Raw genomic sequence first — 16,160 nt, 5'->3', positions numbered from 1 at the left:
TTCCACATGGCTGACCTGAAGATCCGTAACCTGCACAAAGGCTTCGATGGCCACGCCATCATCAAAGGCATCGACCTGGACGTGCGCGACCGCGAGTTCGTGGTGTTCGTCGGCCCGTCCGGCTGCGGCAAGTCGACCCTGCTGCGGCTGATCGCCGGCCTCGAAGAGGTCAGCAGTGGCACCATCACCCTGGACGGCCTCGACATCACCGACACCGCCCCGGCCAAACGCGACCTGGCCATGGTGTTCCAGACCTATGCGCTGTACCCGCACATGACCGTGCGCAAGAACCTGTCGTTCGCCCTGGACCTGGCGGGGGTGAGCAAGCGCGAGGTGGCGGCCAAGGTCGACAACGCCGCCCGCATCCTCGAGCTGCAGCCGCTGCTCGAGCGCAAGCCGCGCCAGCTCTCCGGTGGCCAGCGCCAGCGGGTGGCAATTGGCCGGGCGATCGTGCGCAACCCGAAGATCTTCCTGTTCGACGAGCCGCTGTCCAACCTCGACGCCGCCCTGCGGGTGCAGATGCGCCTGGAACTGGCGCGCCTGCATCAGGAGCTGGCCGCCACCATGATCTACGTGACCCACGACCAGGTCGAGGCGATGACCCTGGCCGACAAGGTGGTGGTGCTCAACGGTGGGCGTATCGAGCAAGTCGGCTCGCCGCTGGAGCTGTATCACCACCCGGCCAACCTGTTCGTCGCAGGCTTTCTGGGCACGCCGAAGATGGGCTTCTTGCGCGGCCACCTGAGCCGCAACCAGGGCAACCAGTGCGAGGTCGCCCTGGAGTGCGGCGCACGTATCGGCCTGCCCCTGTGCGCAGGCACCCTGGCCACCGGCAGCCCGGTAACCCTGGGCATCCGCCCCGAGCACCTGAGCATCAACAGCGCCGACCAAGGGCAGCCCGGCACGCTGCAGGTGATTGCCGACGTCAGCGAACGCCTGGGCAGCGACAGCTATTGCCATGTGCGCGCAGCCTCCGGGGAAATGCTCACCGTGCGTGTGCGCGGCGATTTCGCGCCGGGCTTTGGCCAGCCGCTGGAACTGGCTTTCGACCCAAGCCACTGCCACCTGTTCGACAGCAACGGCCAGGCCCTCGACAAACGACTGCAACAGGCGGCCTGAAGCCGCCGTCCAAGGATACCCAGGATGAAACTCAACACGCACAACCTCGGGCTGCTGGCGGCCACGGTCGCCCGCCCTACCTATGACCCGTCGCACTTGCGCCAGGGCATCGTGCACATCGGCGTCGGCGGCTTCCATCGGGCTCATCAGGCGGCCTACACCGACGCCCTGATGAACCGCGGCGAAGGCCTCGACTGGGCGATCTGCGGCGCCGGCCTGCGCAGCGAGGACCGTGCCATGCGCGACGCCCTGGCCGAACAGGATTACCTGTACACCCTGTTCGAGTTGGGCGATGCCCCCGGTACCGAGGTGCGGGTGATTGCCGCCCTCAACGGCATGCTGCTGGCCGAGGACGGCGCCCAAGCGCTGCTGGCCAAACTGGCCGAGCCCGGTATCCGCATCGTCTCGCTGACCATCACCGAAGGCGGCTACTGCATCGACGACAGCACCGGCGAGTTCCGCGCCGACCTGCCGCTGATCGAGCACGATCTGGCCAACCCACAGGCTCCACGCAGCGTTTTCGGCTACCTCTGCGAAGCGCTGCGCCGTCGCCGCGAGGCGGGTACAGGGCCCTTTACCGTGATGTCCTGCGACAACCTTCCACACAATGGCGCGGTAGCGCGCAAGGCCCTGCTGGCCTTCGCCCACCTGCTCGACCACGACCTGGCGCAGTGGATAGACGGCCACGTCAGCTTCCCCAACGCCATGGTCGACCGTATCACCCCGATGACCAGCCCAGCCCACCGTCAGCAACTGCTTGATCGCCATGGCGTGGAGGATGCCTGGCCAGTGGTGTGCGAGCCGTTCCTGCAGTGGGTGGTGGAAGACAAGTTCGTTGCCGGGCGCCCAGCCTGGGAGAAGGTTGGCGTGCAGTTCACCGACGACGTCACACCCTATGAAGCGATGAAGATCAAACTGCTCAACGGCAGCCACCTGGCGCTGACTTACCTGGGCTTCTTGCAGGGTTACCGCTTTGTCCACGAAACCCTCGAGGACCCGCTGCTGCGCCGCTACATGCGCACCTTCATGGACCTGGACGTGACCCCGCAGCTCGCCCCGGTGCCGGGGATCGATCTGGCGCGTTACAAGGACAGCCTTACCGAACGCTTCGCCAACCGTGCCATCGCCGACCAACTGGAGCGGGTGTGCTCGGACGGCTCTTCGAAGTTCCCCAAGTTCATCGTGCCCACCGCCAACCGCCTGATCGCGGACGGCCAAGCGCTGGACCGCGTAGCCCTGGTGGTGGCGGCCTGGGCCGTTTACCTGCGCGGGGTGGACGAAAACGGTACGGCCTACGCCGTCCCCGATCCACGCGCCGCAGACTGCCAGGCGCGGGTGGTGCAACGCGACGGCCTGGCCGCCCGGGTGCTGGGCGACGAGGCGATCTTCGGCACCGCCATTCCCACGTCCAAGGCCTTCGTCAGCGCCTTCGAGCGCCAGTACGACAGCTTGCGCGAAGTAGGCGTGAGTGAAACCCTGCGCCGAGTCCTCGGCGGCTGACCTGGAGCGCGACAACATGGACGGACTGTTCCTCGGCATCGACTGCGGCACCCAAGGCACCAAGGCCCTGTTGCTGAACGCCGGCAGCGGCCAGGTGCTGGGCCTGGGCAGCGCCGCCCATGCGCCCCCGCACGGCCGCGATGGCCGCCGCGAGCAGGTCCCGGCCGACTGGCTGGCCGCCCTGCGCACAGCGGTGGCCGGTGCCCTTCACCAGGCCGGCGTCGATGGCCATGCGATCCGTGCACTGGCGGTGTCCGGCCAGCAACATGGTTTGGTGATGCTCGACGCCCAAGGCCAGGTGCTGCGCCCGGCCAAGCTCTGGTGCGACACCGAGACCGCGCCTGAGAGCCAGGAACTGCTCGACGCACTCGGTGGTGCACAAGGCTCGCTCGAACGGCTGGGGCTGGTGATCGCACCGGGTTACACCGTGTCCAAGCTGCTGTGGAGCAAGCGCCATTTCCCCGCGCTGTTCGCGCGCCTGGCCCACATCCTGCTGCCGCACGACTACCTCAATTACTGGCTGACCGGCCGCGCCTGCAGTGAGCTTGGCGATGCCTCCGGCACCGGCTATTTCGACGTGCGCCGCAGAACCTGGGCGCCCGACGTGCTGCAACACATCGAGCCGGGCGAGCACCTGGTGGCGGCGCTGCCCGAACTGCTCGCCCCCGGTGAGTGCGTCGGTACGTTACGCGAACACGCGGCGGCGGCCCTCGGTCTGAGCCCACAGGCCTGGGTGGCCAGCGGCGGCGGCGACAACATGCTCGGTGCCATTGGCACGGGTAACATCGCCCCGGGCATGATCACCCTGAGCCTGGGCACCTCCGGCACACTGGCGGCCTATGCCGATCATGCCCAGGTCAGCCCCCAAGGCGAAGTGGCGACCTTCTGCGCCTCCAGTGGCGGCTGGTTGCCGCTGATCTGCACCATGAATTTGACCAGCGCCTGCGCCCTGGTACGCGACCTGCTGGCGCTGGACCTGGCGCAATTCACCGCCCTCGCCGACCAAGCCCCGATCGGCGCCGATGGCCTGCTGATGCTGCCGTTCTTCGAGGGCGAGCGCGTACCGGCACTGCCCAACGCCAGTGCCAGCCTGCACGGCATGACCAGTACCAACCTGACCCGTGCCAACCTCTGCCGCGCCGTGCTCGAAGGCACTTGCTTCAACCTGCGCTATGGCCTGGACCTGCTGCGTGCCAGCGGCCTGCAGGGCAGCGAAATTCGCCTGGTCGGTGGCGCGGCGAAAAGCCCACTGTGGCGCCAGGTGCTCGCCGACCTGCTCGGTCTACCGGTGGTCTGCCCCCGGCAGACCGAAGCCGCGGCGCTGGGGGCGGCTATCCAGGCGGCCTGGAGCCTGGGCCGCCAGCTCGGCCAGGGCGACAGTCTTCAGGCGCTGTGTCAGCGCTGCGTGGACCTCGACCCCACTACCCGCACGCAGCCCCGCCCGGCGCAACAGGCCGCGTACGAGGCCGTCTATCAACGCTACCGGGAACAGCTGCCAGTGCGGTGATCGCCGGCAACTGCCCTCATTTTTTTGGAGAACTTCATGTACCTGGTGTGTGGCGAGGCCCTGTTCGATGTCTTTAGCTTGCAAAGCAGCCGCCGCAGCGGCGAGCTAGGCTTTACCGCCATTGCCGGTGGCTCGCCGTTCAACGTCGCCGTCGGCCTGCGCCGCCTGGGCGTGGACGCGGCGTTCTTCGGCGGGCTATCCAGCGACTACCTTGGCGCCCGGCTGCGTCGGGTGCTGGACGAGGAACGCGTGGACAGCGGGTTCCTGGTAACAAGCGATGCCCCAACGACCCTGGCCATGGTCGGCCTGGATGCAAACGGCTCGGCGCACTACCAGTTTCGCGGCGAAGGCTGCGCTGACCGGCAGGTGCGCTTGGAGCATCTGCCGGTGTTGGATGAGCGCGTGCGGGGGTTGCATGTAGGCTCGTATACCTTGGTGGTGACGCCGGTGGCCGACACGCTGATGGCGCTGGTTGAACGCGAACGCGACCAGCGTTTGATCAGCCTGGACCCGAACGTACGCCTCAACCCGCAGCCGGATGTGACGCTGTGGCGCAGGCAAGTCGAAGCGTTTGCCGGGCATGCGCATCTGATCAAAGCCAGTGAGGAAGACCTGGCGCTGCTCTACCCAGAGCGCGACGCGGCAGCGGTGGCGCGTGAATGGCTGAACACCCGGTGTCGGCTGGTGTTCATCACCCATGGCGCCGACGGCGCCAGCGTGCATTGCGCGCACGGCTCATGGCAGCGAGCGGCGGATGCCTCGCTGCCGGTGCGCGATACGGTGGGGGCGGGAGATACCTTCCAGGCGGCGGTACTGGCCTGCCTGGCACGGCTGGGTGCCGACACGCCAGAGGGCGTGGGCCGGCTGGACCGCGACACGGTCGACATGATACTCGGCTATGCCATACGCGCGGCGGCGGTCACCTGTTCGCGGGTGGGGCCCGACCTGCCCTTTGAGCATGAGCTGTCACCGACGCCGTGAGGGGCGTCTTGGCACGTCAACGATGCCGACGCCCCCCCTGCAGCCATTACTGTTTGTGCTGCTTCATCGTCTCCCGATGCAGCTCGATAAACGCTGCCTCGGCCGGATCGATCCGGTCCATCTGCGCCGCAATCCGGTGCCAATACGGATACTGCGGCGCGATCCGTGTCACCTGTTCGAGCTGCGCTTGATCCTTGGGCGTCAGCACCAGCTCCGCCGCCTGCAGGTTATCGTGCAACTGCTCGGCCGTACGCCCCGCCGTGATCACGCTGGTAATGCCCGGGCGGTCCTTGAGCCAGGCCAGGCATACCCGCGCCGGCGAACAGCCATGCCGCTGCCCCACCTCGATCAGCGCCTCGATGATGTCGTACGCACGCTCCCTGTCATGCACATAAGGTTCTGGCCAGTCATTGCCCTGGCGCGTGCCGGGCGGTGTCTGTTGCCCACGGCGAACCTTGCCGGTCAGCAACCCCTCCCCCAACGGCCCCCACACCAGCGTGGCGATGCCTTGGTCCAGCGCCATCGGCAACAGCTCGTACTCTGCCTCACGGGCCTCGGGGGTGTAGTAGATCTGCTGGGAAACCGGCTGCTGCCAGCCATTGAGCCGGGCGCTGCCGAGGGTTTTCATCATCTGCCAGGCGGTGTAGTTGGACGTGCCGAAGTAACGCACCTTGCCGCTTTGCACCAGGTGCTCCAGCGCCGACAAGGTCTCTTCCACAGGCGTGATGCCATCCCAGTTGTGAACCTGGTACAGGTCGATATGGTCGGTGCCCAGGCGCTTGAGGCTGGCCTCGCAGGCGCGGATCAGGTGGTAGCGCGAAGCGCCGCTGTCGTTGGGGTTGTCGCCCATCGGGCTGCGTGCCTTGGTGGCCAGGATGATGGACGGGCGACGCTCAGCCAGCGCTTTGCCGACGATTTCTTCCGCCAACCCGTGGGAGTACAGGTCCGCCGTGTCGACCATGTTTACACCGGCGTCGAAGGCCATGTCGAACATGCGCCTGGCCAGGGGCACGTCGACGCTGCCGGTTTTCTCGAATGCGCCACGGCCACCGAACGGGACCGTGCCGATCACCAGTTCAGATACAAGCAGGCCGGTGTTGCCTAGGGTGCGATACTTCATCGGTAATGCCTCCAAATGCGAAAGACCTGGAAGTACCGACGGTGCAGGGTGCTGAATCGTTCAATCGGATTGCGGCCTGGCCGAAATACAGGCCAGGACCACGCGAAAGAATGCTTCCCTGGTCATGTGGGGTGCATTCCCGCAACGCTGAAACCGCTGAGGCTATCAGCTCACCGCACCAGCACCAGTACGCGCCCCAAGGCATCCAGCCAAAAAGATATAAACCCGTGCATATTATTCAGTTAAGGAATATAAATAGCACGGATCAATATTGGTATATACCAGATACCTAACCGTTAAATCTGCTCCATGAGCCCTGAGGGCACCAAGGAGCAAGACAGGATGATCGCTGTACGGGTAATGCTGGAATATTTTCATCCCTGGCCCAACTCGGCCGGGTTTTACCTCGCACGAGAGCGTGGCTGGTATCAGGACGCCGGTTTGTCGGTGCAGTTGGTTGTGCCGGACCCCTTCCATGGCGACACCTTGGAGCACCTGCTCAACGGCCACGCCGATGTTGGTGTGTTTCCCAGCAACCGTTTGTTGGTCCGGCGCAGCCTCGGGCAGCCGCTGCTGGGCGTCGCGGCGATCAACCATAGCGGCCTGGAGTCGATCCAGACACTGACCGACTTCGGCATTCGCCGCCCGAGGGACCTCGCAGGCAAGCGCCTGGCACTCAACCCCACGCCGCGGGGCCTGGCGATGGTCCGCCATCTGGTGGCCGCCGATGGTGGCGACCCGGATGCCGTCATCATCGTTGACAGCAAAGTGCGCGAGCTACGCCCCGAAGACCTGGCTGCGGGCATTGCCCACGCCAGTTTCGGTGGCTACTGGGCCTGGGAAGCGTTGATGGACAGCCCTGTCTCGCCTGAGCGCCGCGTGGTATGGCCGGTCGACACCATCGGCGCACCGCGCTACCACAGCTATCTGCTGGGCGGCCTGCAAAGCTGGTTCGAGGACAACCCCGAGACTGCCCGCGCCTTCCTCGCCGCCACCGAGCGTGGCTTTCGCGCAGCGGCCGAGGACCCGCAGAGCGCCCTGGACGCCTATGAGGCGGCCACACCTTACTTCCCGCGGGCGCTGCTCAGCCAATCGCTACAACACATCGCACCAACCTGGCTGCACGAGCAGCGTTGGGGCCAGCAGCGCGAGGAGCTGATCGCGCCCTACGCCCAGTGGTTGCACGACCATGGCGTACTGGCCGACGCTGATGCTTGGCGCGGGGCCACCAGCAACCGTTACCTCAGGGAGCCGCAGGCATGACCGAGCCATCGCGTATCGCCCATGGCATGGGGTTGCAACCTGTGCAAGCCGATTGGCCTGCGCTGTCCCAAGCGGATGTGGAAGACGTGCTGCAGCACTTCCCCCGGATCGGCGCCGTGGAGCCACTGCACTGGCACAGCCCTCGCCCCTTCTCGGCGGCCGCGCAGGTGCGCACGCAGCAGGGCGAGCTGTTCGTCAAGCGCCACCACCGCAGCGTTCGCCAGCCTGCCTGGCTGCTGGAGGAACACCGCTTCGTTCAGTACCTGAAGCAGCGTGGCGCCCCCGTGGTCACCCCCTTGCTCGACCGCAACGACAGCAGCGTGGTGGCCCTGGGTGAATGGACCTACGAGGTACTGCCGCTCGCACAGGGCCGGGACCTGTACCGTGACGCACTGTCGTGGACACCGTTCCTTACCCTGCAGCACGCCCACGCAGCGGGCGCCGCCCTCGCTCGCCTGCACCAGGCCGCTGAAGGCTTTGCCGCGCCAGCCCGGCGCACGCCGGTGCTGGTTGCCAACCTGCGCCTGTTGGGTGACAGCGCACCGTTGGCCTCGATCGAAAACGCCTTGGCACAGCGCCCTGCGCTGGGCCACTACCTTGCGGGTAAAGACTGGCAGCAGGCGCTGGGCGAACTGTACCTGCCCCATCATCGCGCCCTGCTGCCGCTGCTCAAGCACCAGCCTGCCCTGTGGACCCACAACGACTGGCATGCCTCCAACCTGCTCTGGACCGAACCGGGCAGCAAAGAGCAGGTGCAGAGCATCCTTGACTTCGGCCTGAGCGACCTGACCTTCGCCCTGTTCGACCTGGCCACTGCGGTGGAACGCAACTGCATTCCCTGGCTTGAACTCGACACAGGGGGGCGCGCCGCAGCCGACCTCGACGCTGTCGATGCACTGCTGGCCGGTTACCACAGTCAACGGCCGCTGACACACGCCGATCTACTCACGCTCAAAGCGCTGTTACCCCTGGTGCATGTAGATTTCGCCCTTGCGGAAATCGATTACTTCCAGGGCATCGTCGAATCGCGCAGCAATGCCGACATCGCCTATCACCAGTTCCTGATCGGCCATGGCCAGTGGTTTGGCGACAGCGAAGGCGTGCGCCTGCTGGGTCATCTGGACCGGATCGCACGCACGCGCTGACAGGACTCCCTATGCCCGACATCCTCATTTCACCCAACGCACTGCAACAGGCTCTGGAACAACCCGGGCTGGTGGTGCTGGACGCCAGCGTGGAGCTGGCCGCCGCCCAGTTCGACGGTGACTACCGTGTCGCCAGTGGCTATCGCGCATGGCTTGCCGAGCATATCCCGACCTCTCGGCATGCTGACCTGACCGGCGACCTGGCCGATACCTCGGCGGGCTACAGCTTCGCCGTCCCTGCGCTGGCGGCTGCTCGTGAGGCATTGGGGCGCCTGGGCATCGCCGAGGCGCGGCAGATCGTGGTCTATGACCGACATGACGGTTTCTGGGCAGCGCGCCTGTGGTGGATGCTGCGCAGCCTGGGCGTGCGCGCCGCAGTGCTCGACGGCGGGCTGAAGGCCTGGCGCCAAGCCAACCTGCCCCTCGCCCAAGGTACGAAAGCACCAGGCAAGGCGCCGGGTTCGCCAGCGGCGTTGACTGTGCAGGCAGGGTATTGGGCCAGCCGCGAGGACGTGCTGGCAGTGACCAATGGGCAGGCCCCAGGTACGCTGATCTGCGCGCTTTCCCAAGGGCTGTTCGAGGGCAGCGCCGTGACCCGTTATGCTCGACGCGGCCACATCCCCGGCAGCCTCAACCGGCCAGCGCGGGGGCTGTTTGACGACCAGGGGCGCTACCTACCCCCCGAAGCGTTGGCCGCAGCGCTCGGGCCAGCGCTGCTCGAAGGCGACCAACCGCTGATTCTCTATTGTGGCGGCGGCATCTCCGCCGCCGCCACGGCCCTGGCCCTTACACGCCTGGGGCGCCAGATCGTTTCGATCTACGACGGCTCGCTGCAGGAATGGGCTGCCGACCCTGCGTTGCCAATGACCACCGGAGCAACTCCGACCTGAGGTTTCACCCCCTTCAAAAGCCAGCTCGACGATGCCGTCGCCGCCACGTGCGCGCACCTTCGCGGGCACACGTTTACCCGTTTTTCGGTGCCACGCCGCTGGTCACCCAGGAGTTTGTTCATGGCTTCATCCTTGTCCCTGCAACACCGCCACGGCCTCGCGCTGGGGCTGCTGAGTCTGTCACTGAGCCCAGCCCTGGCCTGGGCGGACAGCACCCTGCTGGAGACCGTCACCGTAACCGGCGAGCAAATCGACAGCTACCATGCCACATCAGCGTCGGTGGGTGGCTTCGGCGAAGCGCCGCTGCTTGATACGCCAGCCTCGGTCGCGGTGTTCACCGAGCAGTTGCTCAAGGATCGCCAGGCCAGGTTGCTCAGCGAAGTGCTCAGCAACGACGCGTCGACCGGCGAAAGCTATGCACCGATCGGCTACTATGAAAACTTCGTGGTCCGCGGCTTTTCCCTCAGTGCCGCCAACAGCTACAAGATCAACGGCAGCACCATCACCGGCGAGCAGAACGTCGCACTGGAAAACAAGCAGCAGGTCGAACTGCTCAAAGGCCTTGCCGGCTTGCAAAGTGGTGTTTCCGAGCCCGGTGGGCTGGTCAACTACGTCACCAAACGCCCGCAGAACGTCCGCTCGGTCACCGTGGCAAGCAACGAATCGGGCGAGCGCTACATTGCCACCGACCTTGGTGGCTGGATCGACAGCGAGCAACGCCTGGGGGTACGTGCCAACTTCGCCCACGAAGACATCCGCTCCTATGTCGACAACTCCGACGGCAAACGCGATTTCGCCTCCCTGGCCGTTGACTGGAACATCACCGACGCCGCCCTGTTGCAACTGGATGCCGAGTACCAGACCCGCGAGCAGCGCTCGGTACCGGGCTACCAGTTGCTCGGCGGCAGCGTGGTGCCCCACGGCATCGACCCCAAGGACCGCTTGGCCGATCAGCGCTGGTCCAAACCGGTGGGCATCGACTCGCTCAACCTGGGCAGCCGCTTCGAGTACCGCTTCGACGACAACTGGAGCGCCAACGTCAGCGCTTCGCGCAGCCGCGTGGTGATCGACGATTACAGCGCCTTCGCCTGGGGCTGCTATGGCGCCGCAAGCTGCGCCGGTTCCGCCGTGCCGAACTACTTCAGCCCCGAAGGCGACTACGATGTCTATGACTTCCGCAACCCCGACGATACCCGCCGCAACGACGAGCTTCAGGCTGCCCTGAACGGGCGCTTCGACAGCGGCCCGCTGCAGCATGAACTGACCGTCGGCAGCAGCGCCTTGCGCCGCATCGTCGACCGCCGCGACTCGGTCAACGAATGGGTGGGCACCGCCAACATCTACCAGCCCGTGCCCGACTTTGCGCCCACCACCGAGCCGCTTGGCCACACCTATCGGCGCCTGGACAGCCGCCAGTACGGGCTGTTCTTCACCGACCGGCTGAGCTATGGCGACCACTGGCAGGCCATTGTGGGGGGCCGCCAGGTGCGCCTGGACGAAAAGACCTTCGACATCGACGGCAATACCACCCGCCATACCCAGCGTGCCGAGTTCCTGCCCAATGTCGCGCTGATCTACAAGCCTCGCCCAGACATCTCGCTGTACACCAGCTACAGCAAGGGCTTGTCCCTGGGCGGCGAAGCGGCGTGGTTCACCACCAACGCCGACGAGATCCTGCCTCCCACCGTTTCGCGCCAACTGGAAGTGGGCGCCAAGCGTGACTGGCAGGGCCTGAGCTTGGGCGCCGCGCTGTTTCGCATCAGCAAGGCCTACCAGTATTCGCGGCCCAATGGCGATGGCAGCTTCACGTTCGTGCAACAAGGCGAACAGGAAAACATTGGCCTCGAGCTTTCCGCCAGCGGGCACCTGACCGAGCAACTGCAGGTAGCGGCCAGTGCCGCGGCGATCCGCGCCCGGGTCGAGGACAGCGGCACCGACAGCTACGAAGGGCACCAGGCGATCAACGTCCCGAAAGTGCGCGCCAGCCTGCACGCCGACTACAGTATCGCCAGCATCAAAGGCCTGGCCCTGCTCGGTGGCCTGCGCTACAGCGCCAGCAAGTATGCAAGCCAGGCAGGCAACGTGAAGGTCGATGGCTACACGGTATTCGATGCCGGCGCACGCTACACCCTGGACGTCGAGGGGTACGAAACCGTCCTGCGCCTGACCGTGGACAACCTCTTCGACAAGCGCTATTGGCGCGATGTGGGCGAATACCTGGGCGACGGCTACCTGTTCCAGGGTGCCCCGCGCACCGCCCGCCTGTCCGCCACCGTGAGCTTCTGAGGAATCGCCATGAACCGGCCCGTCCCGCTGCTTGCCGCCCTGTTGGCGATGCTACTCACTGGTTGCCAACAGAACGCACCTGCCAACGACCAACTCGACGCGGTGCTCTGGACCCAGACGTCAGTGGAGCACGACTTGCTGTTCCGCCAGGCCTACGCCAGTGCCACCCGGCACCTGGACCAGGCCTTGGCCGACCCGACCTGGGATGCATTGGCACAAGCACCGCGCGCGCTGCAGGGCTTGCCACCGGCAGTGATCATCGACATCGACGAAACCCTGCTGGACAACATTGGGCTCAACGCCCGGGCGATTCTCGCCGACCGCCCGTATGACTACAGCGCCTGGTACCAGTGGGTGGATAGCGCCAAGGCCCCGGCCCTGCCCGGCGCCGTTGACTTCCTGCAGGCTGCGGCGCGGCGTGGGATCACGCCGTACTACCTGACCAACCGTGAACCTGGCCAGGAGCAGGCGACCCTGGAAAATCTGCGCCGCGTCGGTTTCCCGATCGACAGCAGCGCCCAGATCCTCACGGCGGGCACCGCCATCGGCGGGTGCCAGGCCAGCGGTTCAGACAAGACCTGCCGCCGGCATTGGGTGGGCACGCAGGCCCGCGTGCTGATGCAACTGGGCGACAGCTTCGGCGACTTCATGGCCACCCCCGGCAGCCAACAGGCCAAGCTCGACGCCGCCCGCCCCTACTTCGCCTGGTTGGGGGAGCGCTGGTTTCTGCTCCCCAACCCCACCTATGGCAGCTGGTACAGCGCGCCCTACCAAGGGCGCGACGGGTTGTCGGAGCAACAGAAACGCGCCTTCAAGCACAAAGCCTTGAAGCCCCAGTATTGACGCTGCCGAGGAGGCGCCCATGTCAACCTTAGAAATCATTGCCGTGCTGTTCAACATCCTCGGCGTGTGGCTGACCACCCAACGCATTCGCTGGTGCTGGCCGGTGAGCGTGGTCGCCGTGCTGCTTTACGCCTGGATTTTCTTCGAGGTGAAGTTGTATTGCGACATGCTGCTGCAACTGATCTTTGCCGTGCTGCAGGGTTACGGCTGGTGGCGCTGGAGCCAAGGTTACAGCGCCGCCGGTAAGGTCGGGGTCCACCGTCTGCCACGTCGCGAGGCGCTCGTCAGCCTCGCGGTGGGGCTTGCCGGCGCGGTCCTGCTGGGTGCCCTCATGCAGCGCTACACCGATGCCTCGGCGCCATGGATCGACGCACTGCTGAGCGCGCTCAGCCTGGTGGCCAGCTTCTGGGCGGCGCGCAAGTATGTCGCCAGCTGGGCGTTGTGGATCGTGCTCGACAGCGCCTACGTTGGGTTGTTTCTGTTCAAGGACCTGCAACTCACCGCAGCGCTGTACGCCGGATTCGTGATACTGGCCACCTATGGCCTGCTGGCCTGGCGCAGCGAGCTGCAGGCTCAGCAGCGCACGCTGCCCACGGGCGCTGAGGTGTTGCCATGAACCCGTTGCGCACCTCGTTCGTCAGCGAATCGCAACCCCAGACCAGCTGGCGCGCCACCCAGCCCCATTACCTGCGCATCCGCGATCAACTGGCCAGCGACCTGGCCAAAGGATGCCTGCCCGCCGACAGCAAGCTGCCCGCAGAACGGGAACTGGCCGAGCGTTTCGGCTGCACCCGTGTGACCCTGCGCCAGGCATTGCAACTGCTGGAAACCGACGGCGTCATCTACCGTCAAGACCGTCGCGGCTGGTATGTGAGCCCGCCGCGCATCCGCTACGACCCGACCGGCATCACCGGCTTCATGGAGTACGTCGCCACCCAGGGCCGTACGCCACGCACCGAATGCCTGCACGCCGAGCGCCGCCCGGCCGGGGCCTGGCTGGCCAAGCGCATGGGCCTGGAGCATCCGGAGGAGCCGGTGTTCTACCTGCAGCGCCGCCGTTGGGTCGATCAACGCCCGGTGCTGCTGGAATGCAACGTGCTGGTGGCCGACTGGTGCCCCCGCTTGCTCGACGCCGACCTCAATACCTCGCTGACCGCCCTGCTGCGCGAGCGCTTTGGCCGCGTGCAATCGCGCAGCGAGCTGTGCATGCACCCGGAGACGATGAACGATTTTCAAGCCGACCTGCTGCAGGTTTCTCCAGGGTCGAGCAGTTTCTACCTGGAGCGCCTGAGCTTCGGCGAACGCGGCCAACCGGTGGAATTCGACCAGGAGTTCTGGCGCCCGGATGCCCTGGCGGTGGTGCTGCAAACCCGTTACCCGGGGGAGGCGGAAGCGCCATGATGTCGCAGCCTCAACTGGAAACGCTGCTGCAGGCCGCCGACGGCCTGATCTTCGACTGCGACGGGACGTTGGTAGACAGCCTGCCCGCCTATGCCGACGCCTGGCGCGCGGCCTTTGCAGCGTCTGGCAAGGTCATGGACACGGCATGGCACGCTGACCGCTGCGGGTTGTGCGAGACACAGTTGATGGAGCAGTTCGAGCACAGCAACCAGGTCACGCTGGATCGCCCCAGGGTGGTGGCGACGATGCGCCAGCACTACCTGGCCAACCTGTCGCGGCACTTGCGCGAACTCACCCAGGTGTCGGCCATCGCCAGACGGTTCGCGGGTGTCAAACCCATGGCCGTAGCGTCCAGCGGCTCTCGCGAGATCGTCTTGCACTCACTGGCCGCGCTGGGGTTGGTCGAGCTGTTCGACGCCATCGTGACGTTCGACGACGTCGGCAAGGCCAAGCCTGACCCCGCCATCCATCTGCAGGCTGCCCAGCAACTGGGGCTGCCTCCAGAGCGCTGCCTGGTGTTCGAGGACAGCGCGCAAGGTCTGGAGGCTGCGCGGCGCGGCCGACTGCCGGTGGTGGATGTAACGCGGCTGGCTCAGCCCTGACTTGAACGCGCCAAGGCCTTTATTTCCCCCTTACTGCCGTCCGTCTCGCGCAAGTACTCCTGCAGCGAGTCGTCCATCGCCTGCATCCAACGGGTATGGTGTGGCACCGCTTGGGTGCCCGTGATAACCGAACGGTACGATTTATCCCGGTAACCCATGATGTCGTGCTTCTTGTCATTCTTCCATTGCAGGAAGATGCGGTTCACCGCATCGATGTCCAAGCTCGGATAATCCGTCTGCTCGATCAGATGTCTGATGTATCGGCCTTGGAACTCATACATCGAGGCAGTGGTTTCCAGACGCTCCTCGTCTTCGCGCCAGCGCTCACTGTCGGCGAGCATGTCCGTCTTCGACGGCAGCTGGATCCGCCCCAGCATATAGTCGCGTGCAAACCAGGCCTGGGCATCGAACAGGTTGAAGCTGTACCAGAGGTCCTGCATGCCCAGGTAGATCAGCTGAGGGTTCTGCTCCCACACCACGCCCTGGTACAGGCCGGCAGGCCACAGGCGGTTGTTGGTCTTGAGGGTCAGCTCATCGGGCAGGAACGGGAAGTGGTGCTGGTAGCCGGTGCACAGAATGATTGCATCCACGCGCTTGTGCGAGCCGTCGGCGAAGAACGCCAGGTCGCCTTCGACGCGCACCAGTTGCGGGCGCTCTTCCCAGCCCTTGGGCCATTTGTAGCCCATTGGCTGGGTGCGGTAGGCCGTGGTGATCGAGCGCGCGCCGTACTTGTAGCACTGCGAGCCGATGTCTTCGGCCGAGTAGCTGCTGCCGACGATCAGCAAGTCCTTTCCCTTGAATTCCATTGCTTCGCGGAAGTCGTGGGCGTGCAGGATTCGCCCGGCGAAACGCTCGAAGCCTTCGAAGTCAGGCACGTGCGGGGTGGAGAAGTGCCCGCTGGCGACTACGACATAATCGAACACCTGCTCAACACCTTGGCCGAGGCCGTAGTCGTGGGCGCTAACGGTGAACTCGCGGGTGTTTTCATCGAAGCTGACGTTCTTGACCGCAGTATTGAAGCGAATGTAGTCCCGCACTCCGGCCTTTTTCACACGGCCTTGAATGTAGTCCCACAGCACCTCACGCGGCGGGTACGAGGAGATCGGCCGCCCAAAGTGTTCATCAAAGCTGTAGTCGGCGAATTCGAGGCACTCCTTGGGGCCGTTGGACCACAGGTAGCGGTACATACTGCCATGCACGGGTTCGCCATGCTGGTCCAGGCCAGTGCGCCAGGTGTAGTTCCACATCCCTCCCCAGTCAGCCTGCTTTTCGAAGCAGACGATTTCGGGCATAGGGGCGCCCTGTGCATGGGCGGATTGGAAGGCACGCAGTTGCGCAAGGCCGGACGGGCCGGCACCGATGATAGCGACACGAAGAGTCATAGTGATTCCTGAACAGTTGAACGCTGAAAAAAAGCAAAGGCTCGCCACCCCCGAACGGCAAAAAGGCCGGGGTGGTGAAATTCAGGCGCTACGGTGCAGGTGGAGGGACGGGGCGTTTGCG

Annotated in this window: 14 protein-coding genes; 12 read left to right on the top strand and 2 right to left on the bottom strand. The window is 65.4% G+C overall.

Annotation, left to right across the window (positions count from 1 at the left end; all coding sequences use genetic code 11):
- Positions 1-6 precede the first annotated feature (6 nt).
- The 4 genes from APH34_RS14685 to APH34_RS14670 are packed head-to-tail and all read left to right on the top strand — an operon-like array spanning position 7 to position 5,107.
- On the top strand, positions 7-1,119 hold the full coding sequence (locus tag APH34_RS14685; RefSeq protein WP_054901758.1) for an ABC transporter ATP-binding protein: 1,113 nt from the start codon (positions 7-9) through the stop codon (positions 1,117-1,119).
- Between the two features lie 24 nt (positions 1,120-1,143).
- On the top strand, positions 1,144-2,619 hold the full coding sequence (locus APH34_RS14680; protein ID WP_054901757.1) for a mannitol dehydrogenase family protein: 1,476 nt from the start codon (positions 1,144-1,146) through the stop codon (positions 2,617-2,619).
- A 16-nt stretch (positions 2,620-2,635) separates the two neighbouring features.
- Complete coding sequence (gene xylB / locus APH34_RS14675; protein WP_054901756.1) at positions 2,636-4,126, top strand: xylulokinase; 1,491 nt, start codon at positions 2,636-2,638, stop codon at positions 4,124-4,126.
- A 36-nt stretch (positions 4,127-4,162) separates the two neighbouring features.
- Positions 4,163-5,107 carry a carbohydrate kinase gene (locus APH34_RS14670; RefSeq protein ID WP_054901755.1) on the top strand — a complete coding sequence of 315 codons (945 nt, stop codon included), beginning with the start codon at positions 4,163-4,165 and terminating at the stop codon, positions 5,105-5,107.
- 46 nt (positions 5,108-5,153) lie between these two features.
- Here APH34_RS14670 and APH34_RS14665 read toward each other — a convergent pair whose 3' ends face one another.
- On the bottom strand, positions 5,154-6,227 hold the full coding sequence (locus tag APH34_RS14665; protein WP_054901754.1) for an aldo/keto reductase: 1,074 nt from the start codon (positions 6,225-6,227) through the stop codon (positions 5,154-5,156).
- Between the two features lie 342 nt (positions 6,228-6,569).
- Here APH34_RS14665 and APH34_RS14660 point away from each other — a divergent pair, with 342 nt between their 5' ends.
- The 8 genes from APH34_RS14660 to APH34_RS14625 all read left to right on the top strand — a co-directional run bounded on the left by APH34_RS14660 (position 6,570) and on the right by APH34_RS14625 (position 14,657).
- Complete coding sequence (locus APH34_RS14660) at positions 6,570-7,490, top strand: ABC transporter substrate-binding protein (RefSeq protein ID WP_054901753.1); 921 nt, start codon at positions 6,570-6,572, stop codon at positions 7,488-7,490.
- Entirely contained in the window at positions 7,487-8,635 is a 1,149-nt protein-coding gene (locus APH34_RS14655; RefSeq protein WP_082422813.1) for a phosphotransferase enzyme family protein, read from the top strand. The genes APH34_RS14660 and APH34_RS14655 overlap by 4 nt, the downstream gene beginning before the upstream one ends.
- 11 nt (positions 8,636-8,646) lie before the next feature.
- Positions 8,647-9,525 (top strand): sulfurtransferase, encoded by an 879-nt coding sequence (locus APH34_RS14650; RefSeq protein WP_054901752.1) that lies wholly within the window; start codon positions 8,647-8,649, stop codon positions 9,523-9,525.
- Between the two features lie 120 nt (positions 9,526-9,645).
- Complete coding sequence (locus APH34_RS14645; RefSeq protein ID WP_054901751.1) at positions 9,646-11,811, top strand: TonB-dependent siderophore receptor; 2,166 nt, start codon at positions 9,646-9,648, stop codon at positions 11,809-11,811.
- Between the two features lie 9 nt (positions 11,812-11,820).
- Positions 11,821-12,654, top strand: a complete 834-nt coding sequence (locus APH34_RS14640) for a 5'-nucleotidase, lipoprotein e(P4) family (protein ID WP_054901750.1) — start codon at positions 11,821-11,823, stop codon at positions 12,652-12,654.
- A gap of 19 nt (positions 12,655-12,673) precedes the next feature.
- Positions 12,674-13,270: a nicotinamide riboside transporter PnuC gene (pnuC, locus tag APH34_RS14635; protein ID WP_054901749.1), complete on the top strand. Its 597-nt coding sequence runs from the start codon at positions 12,674-12,676 to the stop codon at positions 13,268-13,270.
- Positions 13,267-14,055: a GntR family transcriptional regulator gene (locus APH34_RS14630; RefSeq protein ID WP_082422811.1), complete on the top strand. Its 789-nt coding sequence runs from the start codon at positions 13,267-13,269 to the stop codon at positions 14,053-14,055. Before pnuC ends, APH34_RS14630 begins: the two co-directional genes overlap by 4 nt.
- The gene (locus tag APH34_RS14625) at positions 14,052-14,657 is read left to right on the top strand and encodes an HAD family phosphatase (protein WP_054901748.1); all 606 of its coding nucleotides are present in this window, start codon (positions 14,052-14,054) and stop codon (positions 14,655-14,657) included. The genes APH34_RS14630 and APH34_RS14625 overlap by 4 nt, the downstream gene beginning before the upstream one ends.
- Here APH34_RS14625 and APH34_RS14620 read toward each other — a convergent pair.
- A complete protein-coding gene (locus APH34_RS14620; protein ID WP_054901747.1) occupies positions 14,648-16,039 on the bottom strand; it encodes an NAD(P)-binding domain-containing protein in 1,392 nt (463 codons plus the stop codon). The genes APH34_RS14625 and APH34_RS14620 overlap by 10 nt on opposite strands.
- Positions 16,040-16,160: the final 121 nt, after the last annotated feature.

It is taken from the genome of Pseudomonas sp. NBRC 111131 (assembly GCF_001320525.1).
Classification (GTDB): Bacteria; Pseudomonadota; Gammaproteobacteria; order Pseudomonadales; family Pseudomonadaceae; genus Aquipseudomonas; species Aquipseudomonas ceruminis.
Note: the sequence above shows the minus strand (reverse complement) of the source record. Positions and strands in the feature narration are given on the sequence as shown.

Bases quoted from the DNA above. Each gene is read 5' to 3' on its own strand.
- APH34_RS14685 (WP_054901758.1), top strand. From the start codon at position 7: ATGGCTGACCTGAAGATCCGTAACCTGCACAAAGGCTTCGATGGCCAC.
- APH34_RS14680 (WP_054901757.1), top strand. From the start codon at position 1,144: ATGAAACTCAACACGCACAACCTCGGGCTGCTGGCGGCCACGGTCGCC.
- xylB (WP_054901756.1), top strand. From the start codon at position 2,636: ATGGACGGACTGTTCCTCGGCATCGACTGCGGCACCCAAGGCACCAAG.
- APH34_RS14670 (WP_054901755.1), top strand. From the start codon at position 4,163: ATGTACCTGGTGTGTGGCGAGGCCCTGTTCGATGTCTTTAGCTTGCAA.
- APH34_RS14665 (WP_054901754.1), bottom strand. From the start codon at position 6,227: ATGAAGTATCGCACCCTAGGCAACACCGGCCTGCTTGTATCTGAACTG.
- APH34_RS14660 (WP_054901753.1), top strand. From the start codon at position 6,570: ATGATCGCTGTACGGGTAATGCTGGAATATTTTCATCCCTGGCCCAAC.
- APH34_RS14655 (WP_082422813.1), top strand. From the start codon at position 7,487: ATGACCGAGCCATCGCGTATCGCCCATGGCATGGGGTTGCAACCTGTG.
- APH34_RS14650 (WP_054901752.1), top strand. From the start codon at position 8,647: ATGCCCGACATCCTCATTTCACCCAACGCACTGCAACAGGCTCTGGAA.
- APH34_RS14645 (WP_054901751.1), top strand. From the start codon at position 9,646: ATGGCTTCATCCTTGTCCCTGCAACACCGCCACGGCCTCGCGCTGGGG.
- APH34_RS14640 (WP_054901750.1), top strand. From the start codon at position 11,821: ATGAACCGGCCCGTCCCGCTGCTTGCCGCCCTGTTGGCGATGCTACTC.
- pnuC (WP_054901749.1), top strand. From the start codon at position 12,674: ATGTCAACCTTAGAAATCATTGCCGTGCTGTTCAACATCCTCGGCGTG.
- APH34_RS14630 (WP_082422811.1), top strand. From the start codon at position 13,267: ATGAACCCGTTGCGCACCTCGTTCGTCAGCGAATCGCAACCCCAGACC.
- APH34_RS14625 (WP_054901748.1), top strand. From the start codon at position 14,052: ATGATGTCGCAGCCTCAACTGGAAACGCTGCTGCAGGCCGCCGACGGC.
- APH34_RS14620 (WP_054901747.1), bottom strand. From the start codon at position 16,039: ATGACTCTTCGTGTCGCTATCATCGGTGCCGGCCCGTCCGGCCTTGCG.